The sequence below is a fragment of the Streptomyces aidingensis genome, from assembly GCF_900112355.1.
Lineage (GTDB): Bacteria > Actinomycetota > Actinomycetes > Streptomycetales > Streptomycetaceae > Streptomyces > Streptomyces aidingensis.
On record NZ_FOLM01000001.1, the window covers coordinates 551,220 to 574,793 of the forward strand.

Annotated in this window: 16 protein-coding genes and 2 pseudogenes; 10 read left to right on the forward strand and 8 right to left on the reverse strand. The window is 74.9% G+C overall.

Annotation, left to right across the window (positions count from 1 at the left end; all coding sequences use genetic code 11):
• Nucleotides 1-41: 41 nt before the first annotated feature.
• The 5 genes and pseudogenes from BM242_RS02515 to BM242_RS02535 form a co-directional block, all read right to left on the reverse strand.
• Entirely contained in the window at nucleotides 42-1,694 is a 1,653-nt protein-coding gene (locus tag BM242_RS02515; protein WP_093836915.1) for an alpha/beta hydrolase, read from the reverse strand.
• Between the two features lie 118 nt (nucleotides 1,695-1,812).
• Nucleotides 1,813-2,755: pseudogene (locus BM242_RS29965) on the reverse strand (ABC transporter permease); the annotation flags it as partial.
• Nucleotides 2,637-3,413 (reverse strand): molybdate ABC transporter substrate-binding protein, encoded by a 777-nt coding sequence (modA, locus tag BM242_RS29970; RefSeq protein WP_093836916.1) that lies wholly within the window; start codon nucleotides 3,411-3,413, stop codon nucleotides 2,637-2,639. The gene modA and the pseudogene BM242_RS29965, both read right to left, overlap by 119 nt.
• 77 nt (nucleotides 3,414-3,490) lie before the next feature.
• Nucleotides 3,491-3,886: pseudogene (locus BM242_RS02530) on the reverse strand (TOBE domain-containing protein); the annotation flags it as partial.
• A gap of 99 nt (nucleotides 3,887-3,985) precedes the next feature.
• A complete protein-coding gene (locus tag BM242_RS02535) occupies nucleotides 3,986-6,577 on the reverse strand; it encodes a flippase-like domain-containing protein (protein ID WP_425443793.1) in 2,592 nt (863 codons plus the stop codon).
• A gap of 233 nt (nucleotides 6,578-6,810) precedes the next feature.
• On the opposite strand from BM242_RS02535, the gene BM242_RS02540 reads away from it, so the two are divergent.
• From BM242_RS02540 to nudC, 5 genes are all read left to right on the forward strand, one after another.
• Complete coding sequence (locus tag BM242_RS02540) at nucleotides 6,811-7,239, forward strand: MGMT family protein (protein WP_093837300.1); 429 nt, start codon at nucleotides 6,811-6,813, stop codon at nucleotides 7,237-7,239.
• A gap of 225 nt (nucleotides 7,240-7,464) precedes the next feature.
• Nucleotides 7,465-10,800 (forward strand): ATP-dependent helicase, encoded by a 3,336-nt coding sequence (locus BM242_RS02545; protein WP_093836918.1) that lies wholly within the window; start codon nucleotides 7,465-7,467, stop codon nucleotides 10,798-10,800.
• Nucleotides 10,801-11,086: 286 nt separating this feature from the next.
• Nucleotides 11,087-11,662, forward strand: a complete 576-nt coding sequence (locus tag BM242_RS02550; RefSeq protein ID WP_093836919.1) for a hypothetical protein — start codon at nucleotides 11,087-11,089, stop codon at nucleotides 11,660-11,662.
• A 45-nt stretch (nucleotides 11,663-11,707) separates the two neighbouring features.
• Nucleotides 11,708-15,229 (forward strand): ATP-dependent helicase, encoded by a 3,522-nt coding sequence (locus tag BM242_RS02555; RefSeq protein WP_093836920.1) that lies wholly within the window; start codon nucleotides 11,708-11,710, stop codon nucleotides 15,227-15,229.
• Between the two features lie 10 nt (nucleotides 15,230-15,239).
• Complete coding sequence (gene nudC, locus BM242_RS02560; protein ID WP_093836921.1) at nucleotides 15,240-16,190, forward strand: NAD(+) diphosphatase; 951 nt, start codon at nucleotides 15,240-15,242, stop codon at nucleotides 16,188-16,190.
• Nucleotides 16,191-16,215: 25 nt separating this feature from the next.
• Here nudC and BM242_RS02565 read toward each other — a convergent pair whose 3' ends face one another.
• Complete coding sequence (locus BM242_RS02565; protein WP_093836922.1) at nucleotides 16,216-16,458, reverse strand: mycoredoxin; 243 nt, start codon at nucleotides 16,456-16,458, stop codon at nucleotides 16,216-16,218.
• Nucleotides 16,459-16,692: 234 nt separating this feature from the next.
• Here BM242_RS02565 and BM242_RS02570 point away from each other — a divergent pair, with 234 nt between their 5' ends.
• From BM242_RS02570 to BM242_RS02590, 5 genes are all read left to right on the forward strand, one after another.
• Complete coding sequence (locus BM242_RS02570; RefSeq protein WP_093836923.1) at nucleotides 16,693-19,035, forward strand: ATP-dependent DNA helicase UvrD2; 2,343 nt, start codon at nucleotides 16,693-16,695, stop codon at nucleotides 19,033-19,035.
• Nucleotides 19,036-19,243: 208 nt separating this feature from the next.
• On the forward strand, nucleotides 19,244-19,591 hold the full coding sequence (locus BM242_RS02575; RefSeq protein ID WP_245833755.1) for a hypothetical protein: 348 nt from the start codon (nucleotides 19,244-19,246) through the stop codon (nucleotides 19,589-19,591).
• Nucleotides 19,592-19,779: 188 nt separating this feature from the next.
• A complete protein-coding gene (locus BM242_RS02580; protein ID WP_281254660.1) occupies nucleotides 19,780-20,094 on the forward strand; it encodes a WhiB family transcriptional regulator in 315 nt (104 codons plus the stop codon).
• 176 nt (nucleotides 20,095-20,270) lie between these two features.
• On the forward strand, nucleotides 20,271-20,453 hold the full coding sequence (locus tag BM242_RS29150) for a hypothetical protein (protein ID WP_175541220.1): 183 nt from the start codon (nucleotides 20,271-20,273) through the stop codon (nucleotides 20,451-20,453).
• A gap of 225 nt (nucleotides 20,454-20,678) precedes the next feature.
• Entirely contained in the window at nucleotides 20,679-21,323 is a 645-nt protein-coding gene (locus BM242_RS02590; RefSeq protein ID WP_093836926.1) for a M48 metallopeptidase family protein, read from the forward strand.
• A 13-nt stretch (nucleotides 21,324-21,336) separates the two neighbouring features.
• Here the strand turns inward: BM242_RS02590 and BM242_RS02595 are convergent, their stop codons facing one another.
• Nucleotides 21,337-21,864 carry an NUDIX hydrolase gene (locus tag BM242_RS02595; protein WP_093837302.1) on the reverse strand — a complete coding sequence of 176 codons (528 nt, stop codon included), beginning with the start codon at nucleotides 21,862-21,864 and terminating at the stop codon, nucleotides 21,337-21,339.
• A 71-nt stretch (nucleotides 21,865-21,935) separates the two neighbouring features.
• Nucleotides 21,936-23,426 (reverse strand): zinc-dependent metalloprotease, encoded by a 1,491-nt coding sequence (locus tag BM242_RS02600; protein ID WP_093836927.1) that lies wholly within the window; start codon nucleotides 23,424-23,426, stop codon nucleotides 21,936-21,938.
• Nucleotides 23,427-23,574 lie beyond the last annotated feature (148 nt).

The window sequence follows — 23,574 nt, forward strand, 5'->3', positions numbered from 1 at the left end:
CGGGTCCGGGGACCGGCGGCCCCGGGGCCGGGCCGTGGGGCTCACCCGCAGGTCAGCCCCGGCTCGGGCACCGTGCCCTCCAGCAGATAGGCGTTGGCGGCGTCCAGCACGCAGGCGTTGCCGCTGGAGTAGGCGCCATGGCCCTCGCCCTCGTAGGTGAGCACCACCGCCACGTCCTCACCGAGGGCGTCCCGCATCCGCTCGGTGCCCTCGTACGGGGTCGCGGGGTCACCGGTGGTGCCCATCAGCAGGATGGGCGCCGAGCCCTCGGCCGCCACCTCGGGGTGCGGGCGCTGGCCGTCCACCGGCCAGCCGGTGCAGCTCAGCATGGACCAGGCCAGCACCGGGCCGAAGACCGGGGAGGCGGCGCGGAACTCGGCAAGCCGCCCGGTCACGTCCCCGGTGTCGTAGCGCAGGCTGGAATCGGCGCAGTTGATGGCCAGGAAGGCGGACTGGAGGGTGGAGTAGGTGCCGTCGGCGGCGCGGCCGTTCATGGCGTCGCCGAGTGCCAGCAGGATGGTGCCGTCCGGGTCGTCCGGGTCGAGGGCGTCCTCCAGCCCCTGGGTGAGGAACGGCCAGAAGTCCTGGGAGTACAGCGACTGGGCGATGCCGCTCCAGGCCAGCGCCTCGGTGAGCGGACGCTCCGGGTTCTGGGTGGGCATCGGGTCCTTCTCCAGGGTGTCCAGCAGCCCGGTGAGCCGCTGTTCGCCCTCCTCGGGATCGGTGCCCAGCGGGCAGTTGTCGTCCTGGGCGCAGTCCTCCAGGTAGGCCTCCAGCGCCGTCTGGAAGCCGCCCGCCTGGCCCAGGGCGCTCTCCGCGTCGGTGCGGGTGGGGTCCACCACGGCGTCCAGCAGGGCCCGGCCCACCCGGTCCGGGAAGAGATGGGCGTAGACGCCGCCGAGCAGGGTGCCGTAGGAGATGCCGAAGTAGTGCAGCCGGTCGTCGCCCAGCACCTCGCGCATCAGATCCATGTCGCGGGCGGTGTTGGTGGTGGTCAGATGCGGCAGCAGGCCGGGGTACCCGGTGCCGCAGCCGTCCGCGAACCGCTCGATGCGGCTGAGCAGTTCGCGCTCCTCGGCCTCGCTGTCCGGGACCGGCTCGGCGGCGAAGTAGTCGTCGAGCCGTTCGTCGCCGAGACACTTGACGCCGGAGCTCCCGCCCACGCCGCGCGGGTCGAAGCTGACCAGGTCGTAGCGTTCGCGCAGGGTGGCGTACTCCTCGGCGAAGGCCGGCAGGGTGATCACCCCGGAGCCGCCGGGGCCGCCGAAGTTGAACAGCAGCGAGCCGATGCGTTCGCCGCCCTCCTCGGCGGCCCGGGCCCGGATCATGGCGATGCCGATGGTCTCGCCCCCGGGGTCGGTGTAGTCCAGCGGCACCTCCAGGGTGGCGCACTCCCAGGCGGTGCCGTCGGGCAGGGTGCCCGGGGCCGGGGCGTCGGCGCCCTGTTCGGGGGAGGGGGCGCCGCACTCGGACCACTCGGGACGCTGGCCGGTCAGCGACTGAGGAAGGTCGGCGGTGTCGGTTCCCTCGCCGGGCGGGTCGGCGTTCGCGGTGGGACCGGCCTGCTCGGCGGCGTCCGCCGCCGGATTCCCCTCGCCGCCGTCACCGCCGTCGGTGCAGGCGGTGAGCAGCACCGCCCCCGCGACGGCGGCGGCGAGAACGGTACGGGCGGTACGGTTCCGGGCTGGGCGCATCACGGATCCCTTCGGTACGCGTTCCGTACACGAGGCTCATCATCCGCGCCGCCGCGCCGCCCCCGCACCCGCACCCGCCCGACCGGGTGAGCGGCCCCGCCGCCCGGGGGGCTCAGCGGCGGGCCGGGGCCGGCTCGCCGAGCCAGCGGCCCCGGAGCGAGAACAGCACGGCCGCGGCGACCGCCAGCAGCAGCAGGGAGACCGCGGTGGCGCCGGCCGGGTCCTCCTGGAGCAGCAGATACACCTGGAGCGGCAGGGTCTGGGTGACCCCGGGCAGATTGCCCGCGAAGGTGAGCGTGGCGCCGAACTCGCCGAGCGCCCGGGCCCAGGTCAGGGCCGCCCCGGCGAGCAGGGAGGGCAGCACCATGGGCAGCGTCACATGGCGCAGGCTCTGCAGCGGACCGGCGCCCATGGTGGCCGCGGCCTCCTCGTACCGGGGGTCCAGCCCGGCCAGCGCGCCCTCCAGGGTGATCACCAGAAACGGCAGCGAGACAAAGGTGGCGGCCAGCACGGCGCCGGGGGTGGTGAACGGCAGCACCACCCCGATCCGCTCCAGCGGCGCGCCCAGCAGCCCGGAGCGGCCGAATCCCTGGAGCAGCGCCACGCCCGCCACGGTCGGCGGCAGCACCATGGGCAGCAGCACCAGCGAGCGCAGCACGCCCTTGCCGGGCAGCGCGGTACGCGCCAGCACCCAGGCCAGCGGCACGCCCAGCAGCAGGGAGAGCAGCAGTGCCCAGCCGGAGACCACCAGCGACAGGCCGAGCGCCCGGGTGACCTCGGCCGAGCCGAGCCGCCCGGGGAGCTCGGACCAGGGGGCGCGGGTGACGATGCCCAGCAGCGGCACGGCCAGCAGCAGCACCGCCAGGCCGGCGGGCGCGGTCAGCGCCATCGGCCGGCGGGCGGCGGCCCGGGCGGGGCGGCGGCGCGGGGCGGCGGGCCGGGTCACGGCAGCGTGAACCCCGCCTCCAGGAAGACGGCGCCGGCCTGCTCGGAGCCGAGCCAGGCCAGAAACGCCTCGGCCGCCGCCCGCTCGGGCGCGTCGTCGAGCACGGCGGCCGGATAACTGGTGATCACATTCTGCTCCTCGGGTATCACCACGCGGTGCAGCCGGGCGCCGGCCGACAGGGCGTCGGTGGCGTAAACCAGGCCGGCGTCGGCCTCGCCCAGCAGCACCTTGGAGAGCACCGCGCGCACGCTGGCCTCCTCGGAGACCGGCTCGACGGCCAGGCCGACCCGGTCCAGGATCTGCCGGCTGTAGGCCCCGGCCGGCACCTCGGGGGCGGCCAGCACCACCGACAGCTCCGGGTCGGTGAGGCCGGACAGGCCGGTGATGCCGTGCGGATTGCCGCGCAGGGTGACGATGGTCATCTCGTTCCGGGCCAGCACCGTGGCCTCGCCGGTGCGGCCGGCCAGCGCGGCCATGGTGGCGCCGTCCGCGGTGGCCACCAGATCGGCCGGCAGCCCCTGCTTGACCTGGGACACCAGCTCCTGGGAGCCGGCGAAGGAGAACCGCAGCGCCACCTCGGGGTGCGCCTCCTCGTAGACGTCGCCGGCCTTGGTGAACACCTCGGTGAGGGAGGCCGCGGCCAGCACGGTGACGGTGGTGTCGGCCCGGTCGTCCGCACTGCCGGGTCCGCCGCAGGCGGTGACCACGGCCGGTGCCAGGAACAGCAGGGCCGCCAGCCCGCCCAGCAGCCCGGCGTGCCGGGAACCGGTCACGACCGTCCCCCGGAGCCCCCGGAACCGCCGCCCCGGCCGCGCCCGCCGCCGCCCGGCCCGGCCGCGCCGTCGTCGATCCGGTCCACATGCACGCTGGTGGCCTTGACCCGCGCGACCGCCTCCACGCCCACCTCCAGGCCCAGCTCCTCCACGGCCTCCCGGGTGAGCAGCGAGACCAGCCGGTGCGGCCCGGCCTGGATCTCCACCTGGGCCGCGACATCGCCCAGCCGCACCGCGGTGACGATGCCGGGGAAGGCGTTGCGGGCGCTGGTGTACGGCTCGGGGTCCGGCATGCCGCTGTCGTCCAGGCTGGCCAGGGCGACCGCGAAGGCCGCCAGGTCGGTGCCCTCGATCAGCCGTTTGCCCGTCTGGTCGCGGCGGGTGGGCAGCCGGCCGGCGTCCGTCCAGCGGCGCACGGTGTCCGGGCTGACGCCGAGCAGACGCGCCGCACGGCCAATGGAGTAGGAGCGCATATGCGGCACAATACGGCCGTTCGCATCGCAAAAACAAGCGGCACTGGCGCTTTGGGTGGGCATATGCGATCCTTCGCCCTTGCCGGGCGGGGCCGGGGCTCAGAGACTGCCGCGCCGGGTCAGCTGGGTGAAGAACACCCAGCCGGGCAGCACCGGCAGCCAGAAGGTCATCAGGCGGAACAGCAGCACCGCCGGATACGCCGTGTTGGAGTCCAGGCCCAGCGCCACCAGACCGGCGATCATGGCCGCCTCCACCGCGCCCAGCCCGCCCGGGGTGGGCGCCGCCGATCCCAGCGCATTGCCCGCCAGGAAGACCACGGCCACCGCGGCCAGGCTCATCTCGCCGCCGAAGGCACGCACCGAGGCGTCCAGGCAGAGTACGAAGGCGAAGGTCATGGCCACCGTGCCGCCCAGCCCGCTGAGCAGCTTGCGCGGCTGCTGGAGCACGTCCAGCATGCGCGGCACCACCCCGGCGAACAGCACATTGATCCGCTCGGTGAGGAACCGCCGCAGCCCGGGCACGGCCGTGATGATCAGCACCGCCACCGCGACCGTCAGCAGCCCGGCGATCACCGTGGGGGAGGGCGAGAGCTGGGTCGGGGCCTGCTGGGTGCCGGTGATGTACGCGAAGGCGAACAGCAGGGTGATGGCGCTGGCGAAGCCGAACAGCTGGTTGGCGCCCACGCTGGCCACCGCATGGCCGGGCCGCACCCCCGAGCGCTGGAGATAGCGGGTGTTCAGCGCCACGCCGCCGATCGCGGCCGGTGCCACCAGTTTCACGAACGAGCCGGCCACCTGCGCCAGCACGGTCCGCAGATAGGGCACCTTCTCGGGGACGAAACCGAGCAGGCTGAGCGCCGCCGCGAAGTAGGTCAGCGCGGCGAACGCCAGCGCCGCCACCACCCACGCCCAGTTGGCGTCCGCCACCACCTCGGTGATGTTCACATTGGTGATCTGCGACAGCAGGACATAGGCGGCGAACACCCCGGCGATCAGGCTGACCAGGGTGCGCGGCCGTACCCGCTCCAGCCGGGCCGGCTCCACCGGCGCCTGCGGCCGGATGCGCAGCACCTCGCTGCGGATCTCGGAGAGCAGATCCGGCTCCCTGGCGTGCGACAGCGCCTCTTCCATGGCGTGCTTCTCGGCCGCCCGGGCCGCCTTCACGCTCCTGCGGTCCGCGCCCTCCGGCAGGGTTCCCCCGGCCTCCCGGTAGGCCCGGGAGGCGTCCAGCACCGCCTGGCGCTCGCGCTGCGCCCGCTCCCGGCCCATCTGGCGCAGGGTCTGCCGGGTGGAGCGGGACAGCGCGATCGGCTGGAGCAGCGGCAGGGCGTCCGCCACCGCGTCCGGCCCGAGCACCTCCACGGCGGCGGCCACCGAGCGCCGGGCGCCGATGCGCAGCGCAAAACTGGTGAGCAGCTGGGCCACGTCCATGCGCAGCACCAGCTCGCCGGCCGCGATCTCGCCGCCGCCCAGGTCGGTGAGGTGGACCCCGCCGGAGCGGTCCAGCAGCAGGGAGCCGCCGGTGAGCTGGCGGTGCGCGATGCGCCGGTTGTGCAGGGCCCGCACCTGCCGCCAGGTGTCGCGCATCAGCTCGTCGGTGATCTCGTCCTCGGGCACCGCGTCCAGCACCCGGCCGCCGATGTGCTCGTACACCAGCATCACCGCGTCCGGGCCCAGATCGTTGGCCGCGATCAGGCGGGGGGCGTTGGCCCCGGCGGCGATGGCGGCGTAGGAGACCAGGGCCTCCTGCTCCAGCGCCTGGCGCAGCGACTGGAGGCTGCGCCGCTGGTGGAAGCCGCGCAGCGCCAGCCGGCGCCACAGCCGGTAGAAGAAGCCCTGGGCCTGCTGGCCGCGGTCCACCACGATGACGTCCAGCGGGGGGCCGGACTCCAGGGTGACCAGATAGCGGCGGGAGGTCTCCTCCCGGTCCCGGTCCCGCTCCTCGCGGCTCTGGCGGCGGCCGGCCGGGGCGGCCCCGGCCGCCGGCTCCTCGGCGCGCATCGCGCTGACCGGGCGGAAGCCGACGTGGCGCAGACCGGCCAGAAGCTGCTGGCCGGTGGGGCGGACATTGGGGGTGCCCACGGCGTAGAGCGTGCCGTAGGCCACGGTCCAGCCGATCAGCACCGTGACGATGATGGAGAACGGGGTGGTGTGGTCGGCCACCAGCACGGAGACCGCGTCCAGCACCAGCACCGCCCACATCAGCACCCGCCAGCGCGGGCGGTGGGCCATGCCGACCGCGGTCATATAGGCGATGATCGGCGCCAGATAGCCGTGCACCGCCTCGGTCGCGGTGCCGTCGGCGATCCGGGTGGTCAGCGCGTCCTGCACCTCGCGCGGTGCCATCCGGGCGACCCACAGCCCGAAGGAGAGCGAGACGCCGTGCGCCAGCACGGCGGCCAGCACGCCGTCCGCGATGCGCAGCCCGTCCCGCTTGATCAGCCGCTCCACGGCGAAGGCCACCGGGACCACCAGCACCGCGATGCTGGAGATCATCCCGGCGAAGCTGATCAGCAGTGGCGGGGCGGACTCGGCGGCCTCGCCGATGTCCTCCTCCAGGCCCTTGGTGGTGCCGATGGCGAATGCGGCGATGGCCAGCACCAGGGCGATGCACAGCAGGCCGACCAGCATCCGCATCAGATCGGCGGGGCGGTGCACCCGCGCGGCGAGCAGCGGCTCGTCGCCCAGCACCCGCTCCCCGGCCGCCGGGCTCGCGCCCGGCCCCTCGGGGCCGGGCAGGTCCTCCGCCCGGCGGCGGCCGTCGGCACCGCCGGGGGCGGACCCCGGGGCAGGCCCGGGGGCGGAGTGAGGATCCGCCTCAGTCCGCTCGCTTTGTCGTCGTGTCGACTCTTCGCCCCGTATCACTGCTCACCGCCGGGACGATACTGACATGCCGGCCCGGCCGGTGCGGCACCATGGTCGGCATGGCAGCCTCCCATGCGCCCGGAGCCGGTGATTCCGCCGCGGAAACCGCCGCCCGTGCCGGCGGGTCCGGCGGGTCCGGCGCTTCCGGCGGCGTCCCCCGGGCCGCCGCCCGGCTGCCCGACTACGCGGACCGGGTGCTGACCGCCGTCGAGCAGATCCCGCCCGGCCGGGTCGCCACCTACGGCGACATCGCGGCGCTGCTCCGCTCCGGCGGCCCGCGCCAGGTCGGCACCGTGATGGCCCGGTACGGAGGCGCCGTGCCCTGGTGGCGCGTGGTGCGCGCGGACGGCGCCCTGCTGCCCGGCCACGAACGGGAGGCCCTGGAGCACTACCGCACCGAGGGCACCCCGCTGCGCCCCGGCGGCACCCCGCGGATCGATCTGCGGCGCGCCCGCTGGACCGGCCCGGAACACGCGGACACCGGCTGACCGGCGGCCTGCCTCCGGCCGCCGGCCGGCGCCATGCGGACGACTGCGGCTCACACCCACCAGCTTCCGCCATCCTCCCCCCGGGCATCCAGCCGGACGCCCGGCCGGGCATTCCCGTCCGGCCCGCCCGCCGCCGCCGGACCGGGCTGCGGCGCCGCCGCCCCGTGGCGTACCGTCGGCTGCACCGTCCTCCCCCCGACCGGGGAGCCCCCGCGAGAACCTGCGATGCACGTGAGCCTCTCTGTCCCGTCACCCGACATACCAGCCGCGGAACCCGCCCCGCGCCCCGTGGACCCCGGGGCGTACCGACTGGTGCGCCGCCGGCCGCCCGCCGGGGGCGCCGGTCTCCCCACGGTGGACGCACATCAGCGCCGCGTGGTTGAGCACCCCGGAGGGCCGCTGCTGGTCCTCGCCGGCCCCGGGACCGGCAAGACCACCACTCTGGTGGAGGCGGTCGCCGCGCGCGTCCACCGTGGGACTGATCCTGAGCGGATCCTGGTGCTCACCTTCAGCCGCAAGGCCGCGGTGGATCTGCGCGACCGGATGACGGAGCGGCTGGCCGAGCGCGCCCCGCGCGCCACCACCTTCCACTCCTTCAGCTACGCCCTGCTGCGCGGCCACTCCGACCGCTCACTGTTCGCCGAGCCGCCGCGCCTGCTCTCCGGCCCGGAACAGGACCTCTACCTGCGGGAGCTGCTGGCCGGCCAGCCCGAGCTGGCGCGCGCCGGACGCGGTATCGACTGGCCGCCCGACCTGCGCGCCTGTCTGACCACCCGGGGCCTGGCCGACGAACTGCGCGCGGTGCTGGCCCGCACCCGGGAACTGGGCCTGGACCCGGGCACCCTGGGCGGCTTCGCCCACCGCACCGGCCGCCCCGACTGGTATGCCGCGGCCCGCTTCATCGCCGAATACCTCGATGTCACCGAGCAGCAGGGAGTGATCGACTACACCGAGCTGGTGCACCGAGCGGTCCGGCTCGCCGAGGGTTCCGGCGACCCCGCCGGGACCGCCGCAGCCGCCGCAGCCGCCGCAACCGCCGGAACCGCGGAGACCGCCCGCCGCATCCGCGAGTCCTACGACGCGGTCTATGTGGACGAATACCAGGACACCGACCCGGCCCAGGTACGGCTGCTGCGCGCGCTGGCCGGAGAGGGCCGCGACCTGACCGTCTTCGGCGACCCCGACCAGTCCGTCTACGCCTTCCGCGGCGCCGATGTGAACGGCATCCTCGGCTTCCGCGACACCTTCCGCACCCGGGACGGCCGCCCCGCCCCGGTCGCGGTGCTGCGCACCTGCCGCCGCTCCGCAGCCGAACTGCTGTCCGCCACCCGGCTGATCACCCGCCGGATGCCGCTGCCCCGGCTGCCCGCCGACACCGTGCGCGCCCACCGCGCACTGGAGCCCACCCGGCCCGGCGGATCGGTGCGCGCGCTGACCTTCCCCACCCCCGGCGCCGAACTGGACAACATCGCCGACCTGCTGCGCCGCGCCCATCTGGAGGATGGCATCCCCTGGGGCGAGATGGCCGTGCTGGTCCGGGCCGGCCACCGCACCCTGCCCTCCGTCCGCCGCGCCCTGACCGTGGCCGGCGTCCCGGTGCACACCGACGGCGACGACGTGCCGCTGCGCCACGAACCCGCCGTCGCCCCGCTGCTCACCGCGCTGCGCGCGGTGGCCCGCCCGGAGGGGCCGGCCACCGACACCGCCGTCGCCCTGCTCACCTCCCCGCTGGGCGGCATGGACGCCACCGATCTGCGCCGCCTGGGCCGGGCGCTGCGCGCCGAGGAACGTGCCGCCGGCCACACCCACCCCGCGCCCTGGGACGAACTGGTCACCCGCGCGCTGGCCGAGCCCGAGCGGCTGATCGCCCACGACCCGGCGTACGCGGCCGGCGCCCAGAAGCTGGGCCAGTTGCTGCGCAAGGCCCGGGAACGGCTGGCCGGCGGGGCCAGCGCCGAGGACGTGCTGTGGGAGCTGTGGGACGGCACCGACTGGCCGCACCGGCTGGCCCGCGCCGCGCACCGCGGCGGCCCGGCCGGGCGCAACGCCGACCGGGACCTGGACGCCATCTGCGACCTGTTCGACGCCGCCGCCCGGGCCGAGGAACGCGGCCACGGACGCGGCGCGCTCAACTTCCTCGCCGAGCTGGAATCGCACGACATCGCCGCCGACACCCGCACCCCGCGGCCGGTGCGTCCGGACTCGGTGCAGCTCATGACCGCCCACCGGTCCAAGGGACTGCAGTGGCGCCTGGTGGTGGTGGCCGGGGTGCAGGAAGGCCTGTGGCCGGACCTGCGCCGCCGCGGCTCACTGCTGGAGGCCGACCGCATCGGCCGGGACGGGCTGGCCCCGCCGATGTCCTCGGCCGCGCTGCTGGCCGAGGAGCGCCGGCTGTTCTACGTGGCCGCCACCCGCGCCCGGGAGCGGCTGATCGTCACCGCGGTGCGCGGCGGCGACGACGGCGACCAGCCCTCCCGCTTCCTCACCGAACTGGGCGCCGAGCCGGAGGACATCACCGGCCGCCCGCGCCGCCCGCTGGCCGTGCCCGCCCTGGTGGCCGAGCTGCGCGCCACCACGGTGGACCCGCAGGCGTCGCCGGCCCTGCGCCGGGCGGCGGCCCGGCGGCTGGCGAAGCTGGCCGCGCTGCGCGACGAGGACGGCGGCCCGATGGTGCCCGGCGCCCATCCGCAGCGCTGGTGGGGACTGCGCGAGCCGACCCGCGGGCCGGTGCCGGTCCGCGACCCGGAGCGGCCGGTGGCGCTCACCGGCAGTGCGCTGGAGCAGTTGACCCAGGTCTGCTCGCTGCGCTGGTTCCTGGGCCGGGAGGTGCACGCCGAGGGGCCGCCCGGCACCGCGCAGACCTTCGGCAATGTGCTGCATGTGCTGGCCGACGAGGTGGCCTCCGGCGCCACCCCCGCCGACCTGGAGGTGCTGCAGTCCCGGCTGGACGGGGTGTGGGACTCGCTGGTGTTCGAGGCGCCCTGGCAGTCCCGGCAGGAACGGGAGGACGCCCGGGCGGCGCTGGAGCGCTTCCTGGCCTGGCATGTGCAGCACCGGGACGCCGGCCGGCTGCCCGTCGCCTCCGAGGAGGGCTTCGACATCACCCTGCCCGCCGGGCAGGTGGAGGTGCGCATCCGCGGCACCTGGGACCGCATCGACCGGGACACCGAGGGCCGGGTGTACGTGGTCGACTTCAAGACCGCCCGCACCCCCGCCACCGGCCCGGAGGCCGTCCGTCACCCGCAGCTCGCCGTCTACCAGCTCGCCGTCGCCGCCACCGCCGATGCCACCGCGGACAGCGCCGACCGGCTCGGCGGCGCCGAACTCGTCTATCTGCGGGCCGGCGCCGCCCAGCGCGACGGCGGCGACACCCGCCCCGCGGTGCGCCGCCAGCCGCCCCTGGAGGGCGAGGGCGAGGCCCGCATCCGGGAGGTGCTGGCCGAGGCGGCCGGCCGGGTGCTGGACGAGCGGTTCGCGCCGCGCACCGGCGACCACTGCGGCCACTGCTCCTTCCGCACCGCCTGCTCCGGCCACCCCGAGGGCCGTCAGACCGTGGAGTGACGGACCGGCCACGGTTCCGCAAAGGTCCGGGGACGGGAGGAACCGGAGGGCGGTGCACGGCGTGTCAGACCCGTGTGATCGGATCCGGGGGCACACCCCGGCCGGTGCCACCGCCGGACAAAAGCACGCCTAGGAGAAGCACTGATGTCAGCCACCCGCAAGAAAGTCCTGCTCACGGCCGCCACCGCCGCCCTTCTGCTGACCGGCACCACGGGCCTGCGGGGAGGACAGCGGCGCACTGGACGGCCTGTCCGCGGAGCAGGTCATCGACAAGGCCCGGGAATCCATGCAGTCGCTGACATCGGTGACCATGAAGGGGGAGATCAACCAGTCCGACGGCAGCGTCATGGAGATCGACCTCTCGATGAGCACGGACGGCGAGTGCCGCGGCACCATCGTGTTCGACGGCGCCGGGGTCCGGTTCATCCAGGTGGACGGCTCCGCCTACATGCAGGCCGACGACGCCTTCTGGTCCGAGCAGAGCGGCGGGGACGGCGCCGCCATCAACGACCTGCTGGCCGACCGCTGGGCGCGGATGCCCTCCGAGCAGGGCATGGGCGAGATGTGCGACCTCAACGCCTTCCTGGAGGACCTGGACGAGGACGGCGACGACAAGGAGCCGCAGGTCTCCGAGGGCGAGAAGATCGACGGCAAGGCCACCGTCAAGCTCACCACGGTCGAGAACGACGAGACCACCAACGCCTACATCGCCGACTACGACGACGCCTACATCCTCCGCATGGTCAAGGAGGACGGCGACGAGCCCGGCCAGATCGACTTCACCGACTTCAACAAGAAGTTCGACATCAAGGCCCCCTCCGAGGACGAATCCGTCGACTTCGAGGCCCTGCAGCAGCAGTGACCTCCGGCGGACCGGTGTCGGTGCGGGGTACTAGCCTCTTGCGGCGTGTCGCTTTCGTCCTTCCGCCGGCCGGCGGCCGGGTCCGTCCGGCTGCGGGATCCCGAGGAGCTCAAGGAGCTGCTCGGGATCCCGTTCACCCCCGAGCAGCTCGCCTGCATCACCGCGCCGCTCGCCCCGCAGGTCATCGTCGCGGGCGCCGGCTCGGGGAAGACCACGGTGATGGCCGCCCGGGTGGTGTGGCTGGTGGTCACCGGCCAGGTCGCGCCGGAGCAGGTGCTGGGCCTGACCTTCACCAACAAGGCGGCCGGTGAGCTCGCCGAGCGGGTGACCGCGGCGCTGCACAAGGCCGGTGTACTCGACCCGATGGACACCGGGCCGGCCGCCGCCGCGGAACGGGCGGCCGGGGGGACGGCCGGTGAGGACGAGAGCCCGCCGGGCGAACCGGAGATCTCCACCTACCACGCCTTCGCCGGGCGGCTGCTCACCGAGCACGGCCTGCGCATCGGCATCGAGCCGGCCTCCCAGCTGCTCGCCGACGCCTCCCAGTTCCAGCTCGCCGCCGAGGTGCTGCGGTCCGCCCCGGCCGCCTTCGCCGCGCCCACCAGCCTCTCCGGCGCCCCCCGCCGCTTCCCCGACCTGGTCGGCGATCTGATCCAGCTCGACGCCGCCCTCTCGGAACACCTGGTGGAGCCGGCCGATCTGCGCCGGTTCGACCAGACCCTGCCGGGGCGGCTCCCCGGCCCCGACACCCTCTTCCCCCCGGCCGAGGGCGGCCGGCGGCCCCGCCGGCTGCGCAAGCAGGAACGGGAGGAGATCGCCCGCACCGCCGAGGCCGCCCGCGGCCGGCTCCAGCTCCTGGAGCTGGTCGAGGAGTACCGGGCCCGCAAGCGCTCCCGCGATCTGCTCGACTTCGGCGACCAGATCGCGCTCTCCGCCCGCCTGGCCCGGGACACCCCCGAGACCGGCCGGGCGCTGCGCGAGCGCTACGCCGTGGTCCTGCTCGACGAGTACCAGGACACCTCGGTGGCCCAGCGCATCCTGCTCTCCGGCCTGTTCGGCTCCGGCACCGGCCACCCGGTCACCGCGGTCGGCGATCCCTGCCAGGCCATCTACGGCTGGCGCGGCGCCTCGGTGGCCAATCTGGACGACTTCCCCGGCCACTTCCCGCACGCCGACGGCACCCCCGCCACCCGCTTCACCCTCAGCGAGAACCGCCGCAGCGGCGGCCGGCTGCTCACCCTGGCCAACCGGCTGGCCGCGCCGCTGCGCACCCACCACCCGGGCACCGCCCCGCTGCGCCCGGCCGACGGCCAGGAGACGGACGGCCGGATCCGCGTCGCCCTGCACTCCACCCACGCGGAGGAGCTCGACTGGCTGGCCGGCAGCATCGCCCACCTGATCGACACCGGCACCCCGCCCGGTTCCATCGCCGTGCTCAGCCGCACCGCCCGCGACTTCCCGGAAATCCAGCGGGTGCTCGGCGAACGCCGCATCCCGGCCGAGATCGTCGGCCTGTCCGGGCTGCTGCATCTGCCGGAGGTGGCCGACCTGGTGGCGGTCTGCCGGGTGCTGGCCGACCCCACCGCCAACGCCGCCCTGGTCCGGCTGCTCAGCGGGCCCCGCTGGCGCATCGGCCCGCGCGATCTGGCCATGCTGGGCCGCCGGGCCCGCGAGATGGTCCGCCGCCCCGGGCCCGGGGAGGAGGACGAGGACCAGGACGCGCTGCGGGACGCCGCCGCCGGTGCCGATCCCACCGAGACCGTCTCGCTGGCCGACGCCCTGGACACCTTCGCCGGGGGCGACATCCGCGAACCCGACGACGGGCTGCCGTTCTCCGACGAGGCCCGCATCCGGTTCGCCCACTTCGCCGCCGAACTGCGGGAGCTGCGGCGCACCCTGAGCGATCCGCTGATGGACACCCTGCACCGGGTGCTCGCCGTCACCGGGCTGGACATCGAGCTGTCCGCCTCGCCGCAGGCCCTGGCCGCCCGCCGCCGGGAGACCCTGGACGCCTTCCTCGCGGTGGCCGCCGACTTCGCCTCCGGCCGCCGCCGCACCGCGCTCGACCAGGACGCCACCCTCCCGGCCTTCCTGGCCTATCTGCGGGCGGCCGAGGAGCACGACAACGGGCTGGACTCCACCCTGCCGGCGGCCGGCAGCGGCGAGAACACCGTCAAGGTGCTCACCGCGCACCGGGCCAAGGGCCTGGAGTGGGACGTGGTGGTGCTGCCGGGGCTGTACGAGGGGCGGGGCGGCTTCCCCTCCACCCGCATCCAGGAGTCCTGGCTGAAGTACGCGCACACCCTGCCCGGGCCGCTGCGCGGGGACGCCGCCACCCGGCCCGCCATCGGCGAGTGGTCCCCGGAGGGCCTGGAGTCCTACCACGACCAGGAGAAGTCCCACACCGCGCTGGAGGAGCTCCGCCTGGCCTATGTCGCCGTGACCCGTCCGCGTTCCCTGCTGCTGGCCTCCGGCCACCGCTGGGGTCCGGAGCAGAAGCGGCCCCGGACCCCCTCCCCGTATCTGGATCTGCTCCGCGAGTACTGCGAGCGCGAGCCGGCCGCCGGTGAGGTCGAGGTCTGGGCCGGGGAACTCCCGGAGGGCGCGGAGAACCCGGTGCTCGCCGAGGAGCGGGAGGAACTTCTCTGGCCCATGCCGCTGGACGAGGAGGCCGCCCGCCGCCGCCGGGAGGCCGCGGAACTCGTTCTCGCCGAACTCCGCGCCCTGCCCGCCACCTCCGCCGCCCCGGCCGCCCCCGCCGCCCCGGCCGTCCCGCACCAGACCGCCGCCGGCCCGGAGGCCGGCGGCGCCCCGCCGGCCGCGGACGACAGCGGCGGGCTGACGCCCGAGGAGCTGCGTGCCGTGGCCTCCTGGGACCGCGACCTGGAGGTGCTCGCCACCGAGCTGCGCCGGTCCCGGCAGCGGGTGCGCGAGGTGGAGCTGCCGGTCTCGCTCTCCGCCTCCCAGCTCCAGCGGCTGGCCGCCGACCCCGACAGCCTGGCCCGCGAGCTGGCCCGCCCCATGCCCCGCCCGCCGCAGCCCGCCGCCCGCCGCGGCACCCGCTTCCACGCCTGGGTGGAGTCCCGCTTCGAGGAGCTGGCCCTGCCGCTGCTCGGCCTGGAGGAGCTGCCCGGCGGGGACGAGCCGGGCGGCGAGCCCGACACCGACCAGGAGGTCCGGGACGAGCGCGATCTCGAAGCGCTCAAGGAGGCCTTTCTGCGCACCTCCTGGGCCCGCCGCACCCCGTACCGGGTGGAGGTGCCGTTCCAGCTCCGGATCGCCGGGCACACCATCCGCGGCCGGATGGACGCCGTCTACCGGGACGGGGACCGCTACGAGATCATCGACTGGAAGACCGGCCGGGACCAGAACGCCGACCCGCTCCAGCTGGCCATCTACCGGGTCGCCTGGTCCGAGCGGCGCAATGTGCCGGTGAACCAGATCTCCGCGGCGTTCCTCTATGTCCGCACCGGCGAGCTGGTCCGCCCCTACGCCCTGCCGGACCGCACCGGCCTGGAGCGCATCCTGCAAGGGGACACGTCCTGGTCCCTGAACGCGCCCGGTTAGGCTTGCCGGTATGGGTACGCACTCGGACAATGCCGTCCGGCCGGTCCTGCTGACCGGCAACGGGGGGATCGACCGCTGCTCCGGCCGCCGCCTGGACGAGGTGTGGCTGGCCGCCGCCTGGAGCCACCCGACCACCCGGGTGTTCGTGGTCTCCGGCGGCCAGGCGCTGGTCGAGGGCAAACCCGACGGGCGCACCGAGCTGGTGATGACCCCGTCCTTCGACGCCCCGCTGACCGAGGCGCACCGCTATTTCCTGGGCGAGGACGCCGACGGCGTGCGCTATTTCGCCCTGCAGAAGGACAGCCTGCCGGGGCGGATGGACGACACCGCCCGCCCGGCCGGGCTGCGCGAGGCCGCGGCCCTGCTCGACGAGCGGGACCAGGAGCTGCTGGTGCACGCCGTGGCGCTGGAGAACTGGCAGCGCATGCACCGGTTCTGCTCGCGCTGCGGCGAGCGCACGGTGATCGCCGCGGCGGGCCACATCCGCCGCTGCCCGGCCTGCGGCGCCGAGCACTATCCGCGCACCGACCCGGCCGTGATCATGCTGGTGACGGACGCCGAGGACCGGGCGCTGCTGGGGCGCCAGGTGCACTGGCCGCCGGGCCGCTGGTCCACCCTGGCCGGCTTTGTCGAACCGGGGGAGTCCATAGAGGAGGCCGTGGTCCGCGAGGTCGCCGAGGAGGCCGGCATCCCGGTCACCGGCGTCGAGTACCAGGCCAGCCAGCCCTGGCCGTTCCCGTCCTCGCTCATGCTGGGCTTCTTCTGCCGCACCGCCGGCTCTCCCGAGCCGCATATCGACGGCGACGAGATCGAGCAGGCCCGCTGGTTCTCCCGGGAGGAGCTGCGGGCCGCGATCGAGTCCGGCGAGATCCTGCCCCCGTACCGGATCTCGATCGCCTCCCACCTCCTGGAGCTCTGGTACGGCAAGCCCCTGCCCACGGCCGTCCGCGACCCGGGCTGAGCCCGGGAGCGACGCGGAGCCGGGGTCAGGCGGTGAGCTTGGCCTTGACCTGGGCGACGCTCGGGTTGGTGAGCGTGCTGCCGTCGGCGAAGATCAGCGTGGGCACGGTCTGGTTGCCGTTGTTGGCCTTTTCGACCAGGGCGGCGGCGTCCGGGTTCTCCTCGATATTGACCTCGTTGTAGAGGATTCCCTCCCGGTCGAGCTGGCCCTTCAGCCGTCGGCAGTAACCGCACCACGAGGTGCTGTACATCGTCACCGTGCCCTGCATGGCCTCGACGTCCCTTCCGTGTCGGTCGGCGGTGGTCCGGCGGACGATCCGGCAAGCGATCATGCCGCCCGCACCCCGTGCCCATGGCGGGCTCGGGGTGCCTCCCCGGGAACGCCGGTGATGCCGTGACCATTCCCGGCCGGTGTTCCCGCAGTGTCCCGGGCCGGGCGCGGTATGACAATCGTCTGCGGGGTGTGGACAACGGAGCCCGGGGTGTCCGCGGAAGGTGGCAGCATGGGGCGGGTGACAGCACCAGCGCCACCTCCTTCCGGATTCCGTCCCGCCGACACCGGCGCCGACGCGGTGCTCGAAGGGCTCGACCCCGAGCAGCGCGAGGTCGCCACCACGCTGCGCGGCCCGGTCTGTGTGCTGGCCGGCGCCGGCACCGGCAAGACCAGGGCGATCACCCACCGCATCGCCTACGGCGTGCGCAGCGGGGTGCTGCCGCCCGCCGGTGTGCTCGCCGTCACCTTCACCAACCGGGCCGCCGGGGAGATGCGCGGCCGGCTGCGTGCCCTGGGCGCGGAGGGCGTCCAGGCCCGTACCTTCCACTCCGCGGCCCTGCGCCAGCTCCAGTTCTTCTGGCCCCGGGCGGTCGGCGGTGAGCCGCCCCGGGTGCTGGAGCGCAAGGTGCAGCTGGTGGCGGAGGCCGCGGCGCGCAGCCGCATCCGGCTGGACCGTCCCGAGCTGCGCGATGTCACCGGCGAGATCGAATGGGCCAAGCTGACCCAGACGGTGCCGGAGGACTACCCGGCCGCCCTGGTGAAGGCGGGCCGCGAGGCGCCCCGCGACCCGGCCGAGACGGCCCGCGTCTACGCCGCCTACGAGCAGCTCAAGCGGGACCGCGACGCCATGGACTTCGAGGACGTGCTGCTGCTCACCGTCGGCATCCTCCAGGACCGGCCGGACATCGCGGACACCGTCCGCCGCCAGTACCGGCACTTCGTGGTGGACGAGTACCAGGACGTCAGCCCGCTCCAGCAGCGGCTGCTGGAGCTGTGGCTCGGGGAGCGGGATTCGCTCTGCGTGGTGGGGGACGCCGGCCAGACGATCTACTCCTTCACCGGCGCCACCCCGGACTTCCTGCTCGACTTCCGCACCCGCCACCCCGGCGCCACGGTGGTCAAGCTGGTCCGGGACTACCGCTCCACCCCGCAGGTGGTGCGGCTCGCCAACGGGCTGCTGGCGCAGGCCGGGGGGCGGGCCGCGGAGCACCGGCTGGAGCTGGTCTCCCAGCGCCCGCCCGGTCCGGAGCCGGTCTTCACCGAGCACCGGGACGAACCGGCCGAGGCCGAGGCCACCGCCGCCGCCGTGCGCGACCTGGTCCGGGCCGGCACCCCGGCCGGCCAGATCGCCATCCTCTACCGGGTCAACGCCCAGTCCGGAATCTATGAGCAGGCGCTGGCCGACGCCGGGGTGCCCTATCAGATGAAGGGCGCGGAGAGGTTCTTCGACCGGGCCGAGGTCCGGCAGGCCGGGCTGGCGCTGCGCGGCGCCGCCCGGGCCGGCGGCGCCAATGACGCCGCCCTGGAGGGTGCCGTGACCCTGCCGGAGCAGGTGGGCGCGGTGCTGGGCACCCAGGGCTGGACCCCGCAGCCGCCGTCCGGCACCGGCGCGGTGCGGGACCGCTGGGAGTCGCTGCGCGCCCTGGTGCGGCTCGCCGAGGACTTCGCCGCCGCCCGGCCGGAGGCCGGTCTGGCGGAGTTCCACGCCGAGCTGGAGGAGCGCGCCCGGGTGCAGCACGCCCCGGCGGTGGACGGCGTCACGCTGGCCTCCCTGCACGCCGCCAAGGGCCTGGAGTGGGACGCGGTCTTCCTGGTCGGGCTGACCGACGGGATGCTGCCCATCACCCACGCCAGGACCCCGGAGCAGATCGAGGAGGAGCGCCGGCTGCTCTATGTCGGCGTCACCCGGGCCCGGAAGTATCTGACGCTCTCCTGGGCGCTGGCCCGCTCCCCGGGCGGCCGGGCGAGCCGCCGCCCCAGCCGGTTCCTGGACGGGCTGCGGCCCGGCTCGGGCGCCGCGCGGGGCCGCGGGCCGGGAGGCGGCGGCGGGATCGAGCGGGGGAGCGGCCCGGCCTCCGGCCGCCGGCGGCAGCGGGAACCGGCGCGGTGCCGGGTGTGCGGCAGCAGCCTGACCGAGGCGGCCGGGATCAAGCTGCGCCGCTGCGCGGACTGCCCCGCCACCATGGACGAGGAGCTGTACGAGCGGCTGCGCGGCTGGCGGCTGGAGCGCGCCCGGGAGCTGGGCCGGCCGGCCTACGCGGTCTTCACCGATGTCACGCTGACCGCGATCGCCGAGGACGTGCCCTCCGCCACCGAGGAGCTGGCCCGCATTCCCGGTGTGGGTCCGCACAAGCTGCGCCAGTTCGGCGAGGAGGTGCTGGCCCTGTGCGCCGGCCGGGAACTCCCCGCCGGTGACGGGGAGAAGGCCGCGGCGGGGGACGGCACCGCCGCCGGCCCGGAGCCCGGCCGGGACGGCGGGCCGGAATCTCCGGCCGGGGCGGGCCCGGAGCCCGATCCCTTCGACGGTTTCTGGGAGGAGCCGGAAGGTGTCCCGCCCGAGGCCGCCGGCTGAGCGGTCCGGAACCGGTGGCCGGCGCTCCGGAAAATTCCCCGGTAAATAGTTTGCGCGCACGACGGAGATGCGCATAGCGTGCTGCCCACGGCCGGGGGCAGGGTTCCCCTTCCTCCCCAGCCGTGCTGTACTGAAGTGCGCAACTTCCTGACCCCCGGGCCGAAGTGCCGGAGCAAGGTCACCGAGTCGCCGAGAGGAGGCGAGCCCCGTGTCCAACCTGACGAACATCACCGTGCAGGCGCAGCCGAAACTGGCCGACGGCCATGGAGTGCTTTCGTCCTGCCTGCCCGGCGCTCGCCTTGCCACCGGTCTCGGTGTGTCCGAGGGCGTTGCCGTGCGTCGTTCCGTCGCCCCGGTGCGTGAGCGCATCGTCGAGCGGATCGCCGCACGACCGGCCCAGGCACCTGCGGTAGCAGCGGTGATGGCGGCGGATGCCGTCGGCTATGACGCCGCCGTGGCCCATGGTGCCGGCAGCCAGCTCTTTGGACGGCAGAAGACGCAGCTCGCTTCGATGTGGGCCCTCCGCGGGCTCAATCCCTGGAGTGATCCAGCCTGATCAGGCGATCAGGTCGGCACCTTCCAGGGCCGCGGAACCCCATCGGGATCCGCGGCCCTTCGGTTTTCCCGGTACGCCCGGGACCCGGAGAAACCGCCGGGGCAAGGGCTACCGACACCGAAACGACCGACACGACGAGACGAGGACTCACCACCGTGCGACTCGCATCCACGCCCTCATCGCCCGACCTGAACTCACCACCTGATCCGGAGACTTCCGTGTCCTTCACGCTCAACGAGCTCGACGAGGCCATCGACCGCCTCGACACCGGCGTGCCCTGCCGTTCCTACGACCCCGAGGTGTTCTTCGCCGAGTCCCCCGAGGACGTCGAGTACGCCAAGTCCCTCTGCCAGACCTGCCCGCTGCGCGAGCCGTGCCTCGCGGGCGCCAAGGAGCGGCGTGAGCCGTGGGGCGTCTGGGGCGGCGAACTGTTCGTCCAGGGCGTTGTGGTGCCCCGCAAGCGTCCGCGTGGCCGTCCTCGCAAGAACCCGGTCACGGCATGAACGTCGGGACGATCGGCCGGCCGGCACCGCACGGCCCGGTCACACGGAGAACCGGCACGGCCAGGACAGCCACGGCAGCCAGAACCGCCACCGACCCCGCCGCCACACCGATGAGCACTTTCCCCGACGCGCCCGAGGCGCGCCACACGCAGAACGAGGTCCGCAAGATGGTACTCATGCCAGAAGCCATGGCTCGCTCCCGGATGGCGGAGCGAGCCAGGGAAGCCGAATCCCAACGACTCGCCTACCAGTTGAGTCTGGCGGCGCGCCTGGAGCGCCGCTCGCGCCGCCTGCAGCGGCGTGCCGAACGCGCCTCCCGCCGGGCCCGCCGGGCCCTGGCGCTGGCGGTCATGCAGTAAGCGGCGCGGCGGGGGCGCCGGGCGGATCAAGCCCGGCGCCCCCGCCCTCCGGCGCTCCGGTGATCCCGGCGGGTGATCCGCCGGGAATGTCCGGAGAGCCGCTTGTCTGCTGTTTTCCGCAACTGCTCGCGCTTGTCGGTTTCATGCTGCCCGGGTGGGAGCGGTTCCGTGCCCATGTGGTCGAGGAGCAGGACTTTTCGCCCGGGCAAGGGGTAACTTCGGTACGTGCCCGCCGACCCGCTGAACAGCACCGGCCCGCCACAGCACCTCACCACGGCGGGCGGGCCCCGGGTGGACGGAAGCCGCCCCGGCAAAGCGGGCACCGGCAAGGTCTGCGGCCCGGTGGAGGTGCGGCGCAGCGCCCGCCGCCGGCGCACCGTCTCCGCCTACCGGGACGGCAATCGCACCATCGTCCTCATTCCCGCCCGGATGTCGGCGGACGAGGAGGCCCGCTGGGTCTCCGTGATGCTGGACAAACTGGCCGCCCAGGAGAGCCGCCGCTTTCTGGACGACGACGCGCTGGCCGAGCGCGCCGCGGAACTCTCCCGGCGCTATCTGCGGGGTCGGGCCCGCCCGGCGAGCGTCCGCTGGGTGACCAATCAGGACGCCCGCTGGGGCTCCTGCACCCCGGCCGCCGGCAGCATCCGGCTCTCCCACCGGCTTCAGGGCATGCCCGAGTACGTCCTGGACTATGTGCTGCTGCACGAGCTCGCCCATCTGCTGGTGCCCGGGCACGGCCCCGGCTTCTGGCGGCTGCTGGAGTGCTATCCGCGCACCGAACGGGCCCGCGGCTTCCTGGAGGGCGTGGTGGCCGCCGAACGCCTGCCGTATGTGCCCGGTGCCCGCGCCGAGCAGCAGCGCGGCGAGTAGCGCGGACCCGGGCTCACAGCCGGGCGCGGGCGGCGGCGATCAGCCGCCGCACCGAGCCGTCCGCGACCTCCCCGGCCTCCCGGTAGCCGAACCAGCGCAGCGCCAGCGACTCCTCGCTGATCCGCTCCACCGCGTCCCGCGGCGCCAGCACCGCGTACTGCACATCCAGATGCCAGGCGCAGGGGGTGCGGTGCCGGTCCAGGGCCACCGGGCCGCCGGGCAGCAGCCGCAGCCCGGCGATCCCGGACTCCTCGCCGGCCTCGCGCAGCGCCGCCGAGGCCAGCGTGGTGTCCTCCCGCTCGCAGTGGCCGCCCATCTGGAGCCACTTGTGCAGCTTGCCGTGCAGGGTGAGCAGCACCCGCTCCCGCGCCGGGTCGATCACCAGCGCGCTGGCCGTGAGGTGCCCGGCCCGGCACTCGCGCCAGACGCCGTCCGGGTGGGCGGCCAGATGATCGCGGTAGGCGGCGCGCAGCGCCTCCTGCCCTTCGCCGGACGGCGGCGGGGACCAGGCGGCCAGCACCCGGTCCGCGTCCCGGTGCAACGCCGACCCCGCCGCGCCTGCCGCGCCCGCCGTCCCCGGGGCGGCGTCCGGATTCCCGGTGCGGTGCTCCCTCACGCGGGGCGGCCGTCTCCGCCCGCGGCGGGCCCCTCGGGTCCTTCCGGCTTCTCCCGGTCCGCCTGCCCGGCGTCCTTTCCGGTGTCCTCTCCGGCGTCCTTTCCGGTGTCCTCTCCGGTGTCCTTTCCGGTGTGCTTGTCCCCGCCGCCGGCGGCGGCGCCCAGGATGCGGTCCAGCTCCGCGAAGTCGGGATGCTCGCGGTGCACGAAGCCGTCCGGATCGTCCAGGTCCTCCGGGCCGGGCAGCATGTCCGGGTGGGACCACACCGCGTCCCGGCCCTCCGCGCCGCGCGCATCGGTGAGCGACGCCCACAGCCGGGCCGCGTCCCGCAGCCGACGGGGCCGCAGCTCCAGCCCGATCAGCGCCGCCAGGGTCTGCTCCGCCGGCCCGCCCGAGGCCCGCCGCCGGCGCAGCGTCTCGCGCAGCGCCGCCGCGGACGGCAGCCGGGAGCCGGCGGCGGCGTTCACCACCGTGTCCACCCAGCCCTCGACCAGCGCCAGCGCCGTCTCCAGCCGGGCCATGGCGGCCTTCTGCTCCGCTGTCTCGCCGGGCCGGAACATGCCCTGCTGAAGCTTTTCCTGAAGCTCCTCCGGCCGGCTGGGGTCGAGCTGGCCGACCAGATCCTCCAGCTTGGCGGTGTCCACCTGGATGCCCCGGGCATAGGCCGCCACGGCCCCCAGCAGATGGCCGCGCAGCCACGGCACATGCTCGAACAGCCGCTGGTGGGCGGCCTCCCGCAGCGCCAGATAGAGCCGCACGTCCTCGGCCGGCACGCCCAGCCCCTCGCCCAGCGCGGCCATGTTCACCGGCAGCAGCGCCGCCTGTCCGGGCGGGCCCAGCGGCAGCCCGACGTCCGCCGAGCCCACCACCTCCCCGGCCAGGGCGCCCACCGCCTGCCCGATCTGGGTGCCGAACATGGCGCCGCCCATCGACCGCATCACCCCGAGCAGCGGGCCGGCCATGGCCCGCATCTCCTCGGGCACGATCTCGCCCATGGCCCCGCCCACCCGCTCGGCGATCGGGTCCACCAGCTGCTGCCAGACCGGCAGGGTGGCCTCCACCCACTCGGCGCGGCTCCAGGCCACCGCCGTGCGCACGCCCGAGGGCAGCGAGGTGGCCTCGTCCAGCCAGTGGTCGGCCAGCCGCAGCGCCTCCGCCACCTGGGTGCGTTCCGGGCCGGTGACGCTGGCGTCGCGGCTGCCGCCCGGCGCGCCCTGCGCCACCGTCTGCCGGGCGATGTTGCGGGCCAGCTCCCAGTTCACCGGGCCGCCCTCGTGCGAGAGCATCTGCCCGAGCTGCTGGAAGGCCGCGCCCAGGTCCTGCGGGTTGAAGCCGAGTGCGCCGGCGGCGCCGCCCGGGCCGAAGGGGCCGAACAGCGCGCCCAGCGGATTCTGGGACGGATCGGGGCCGCCCTCGCCCTTCTTCTTGCCGGATTCACCGTCTTCCGGTTCCTCCGGGAGGCCGAATCCGAACGGTGTCTCACTCACGGGAATCCTCGGATCTGTGTCGTCGACGTGTGGAAGCGGTTGAACCGGGCGGGACGCGGGCGGACGGTCCGGGCGGGCCGTACTCCACGGGTGCCGGGCGGCCCGGCGGGACCGCGGACACCTCCGGACGAGCAGCGGTGGACGACAC

Excerpts from the sequence above, each read along its gene's own strand:
- BM242_RS02515 (WP_093836915.1), bottom strand. The coding sequence starts at position 1,694 with ATGCGCCCAGCCCGGAACCGTACCGCCCGTACCGTTCTCGCCGCCGCC.
- BM242_RS02540 (WP_093837300.1), top strand. The coding sequence starts at position 6,811 with ATGGCAGCCTCCCATGCGCCCGGAGCCGGTGATTCCGCCGCGGAAACC.
- BM242_RS02545 (WP_093836918.1), top strand. The coding sequence starts at position 7,465 with ATGCACGTGAGCCTCTCTGTCCCGTCACCCGACATACCAGCCGCGGAA.
- BM242_RS02550 (WP_093836919.1), top strand. The coding sequence starts at position 11,087 with ATGCAGTCGCTGACATCGGTGACCATGAAGGGGGAGATCAACCAGTCC.
- nudC (WP_093836921.1), top strand. The coding sequence starts at position 15,240 with ATGGGTACGCACTCGGACAATGCCGTCCGGCCGGTCCTGCTGACCGGC.
- BM242_RS02565 (WP_093836922.1), bottom strand. The coding sequence starts at position 16,458 with ATGCAGGGCACGGTGACGATGTACAGCACCTCGTGGTGCGGTTACTGC.
- BM242_RS02570 (WP_093836923.1), top strand. The coding sequence starts at position 16,693 with ATGGGGCGGGTGACAGCACCAGCGCCACCTCCTTCCGGATTCCGTCCC.
- BM242_RS29150 (WP_175541220.1), top strand. The coding sequence starts at position 20,271 with ATGCCAGAAGCCATGGCTCGCTCCCGGATGGCGGAGCGAGCCAGGGAA.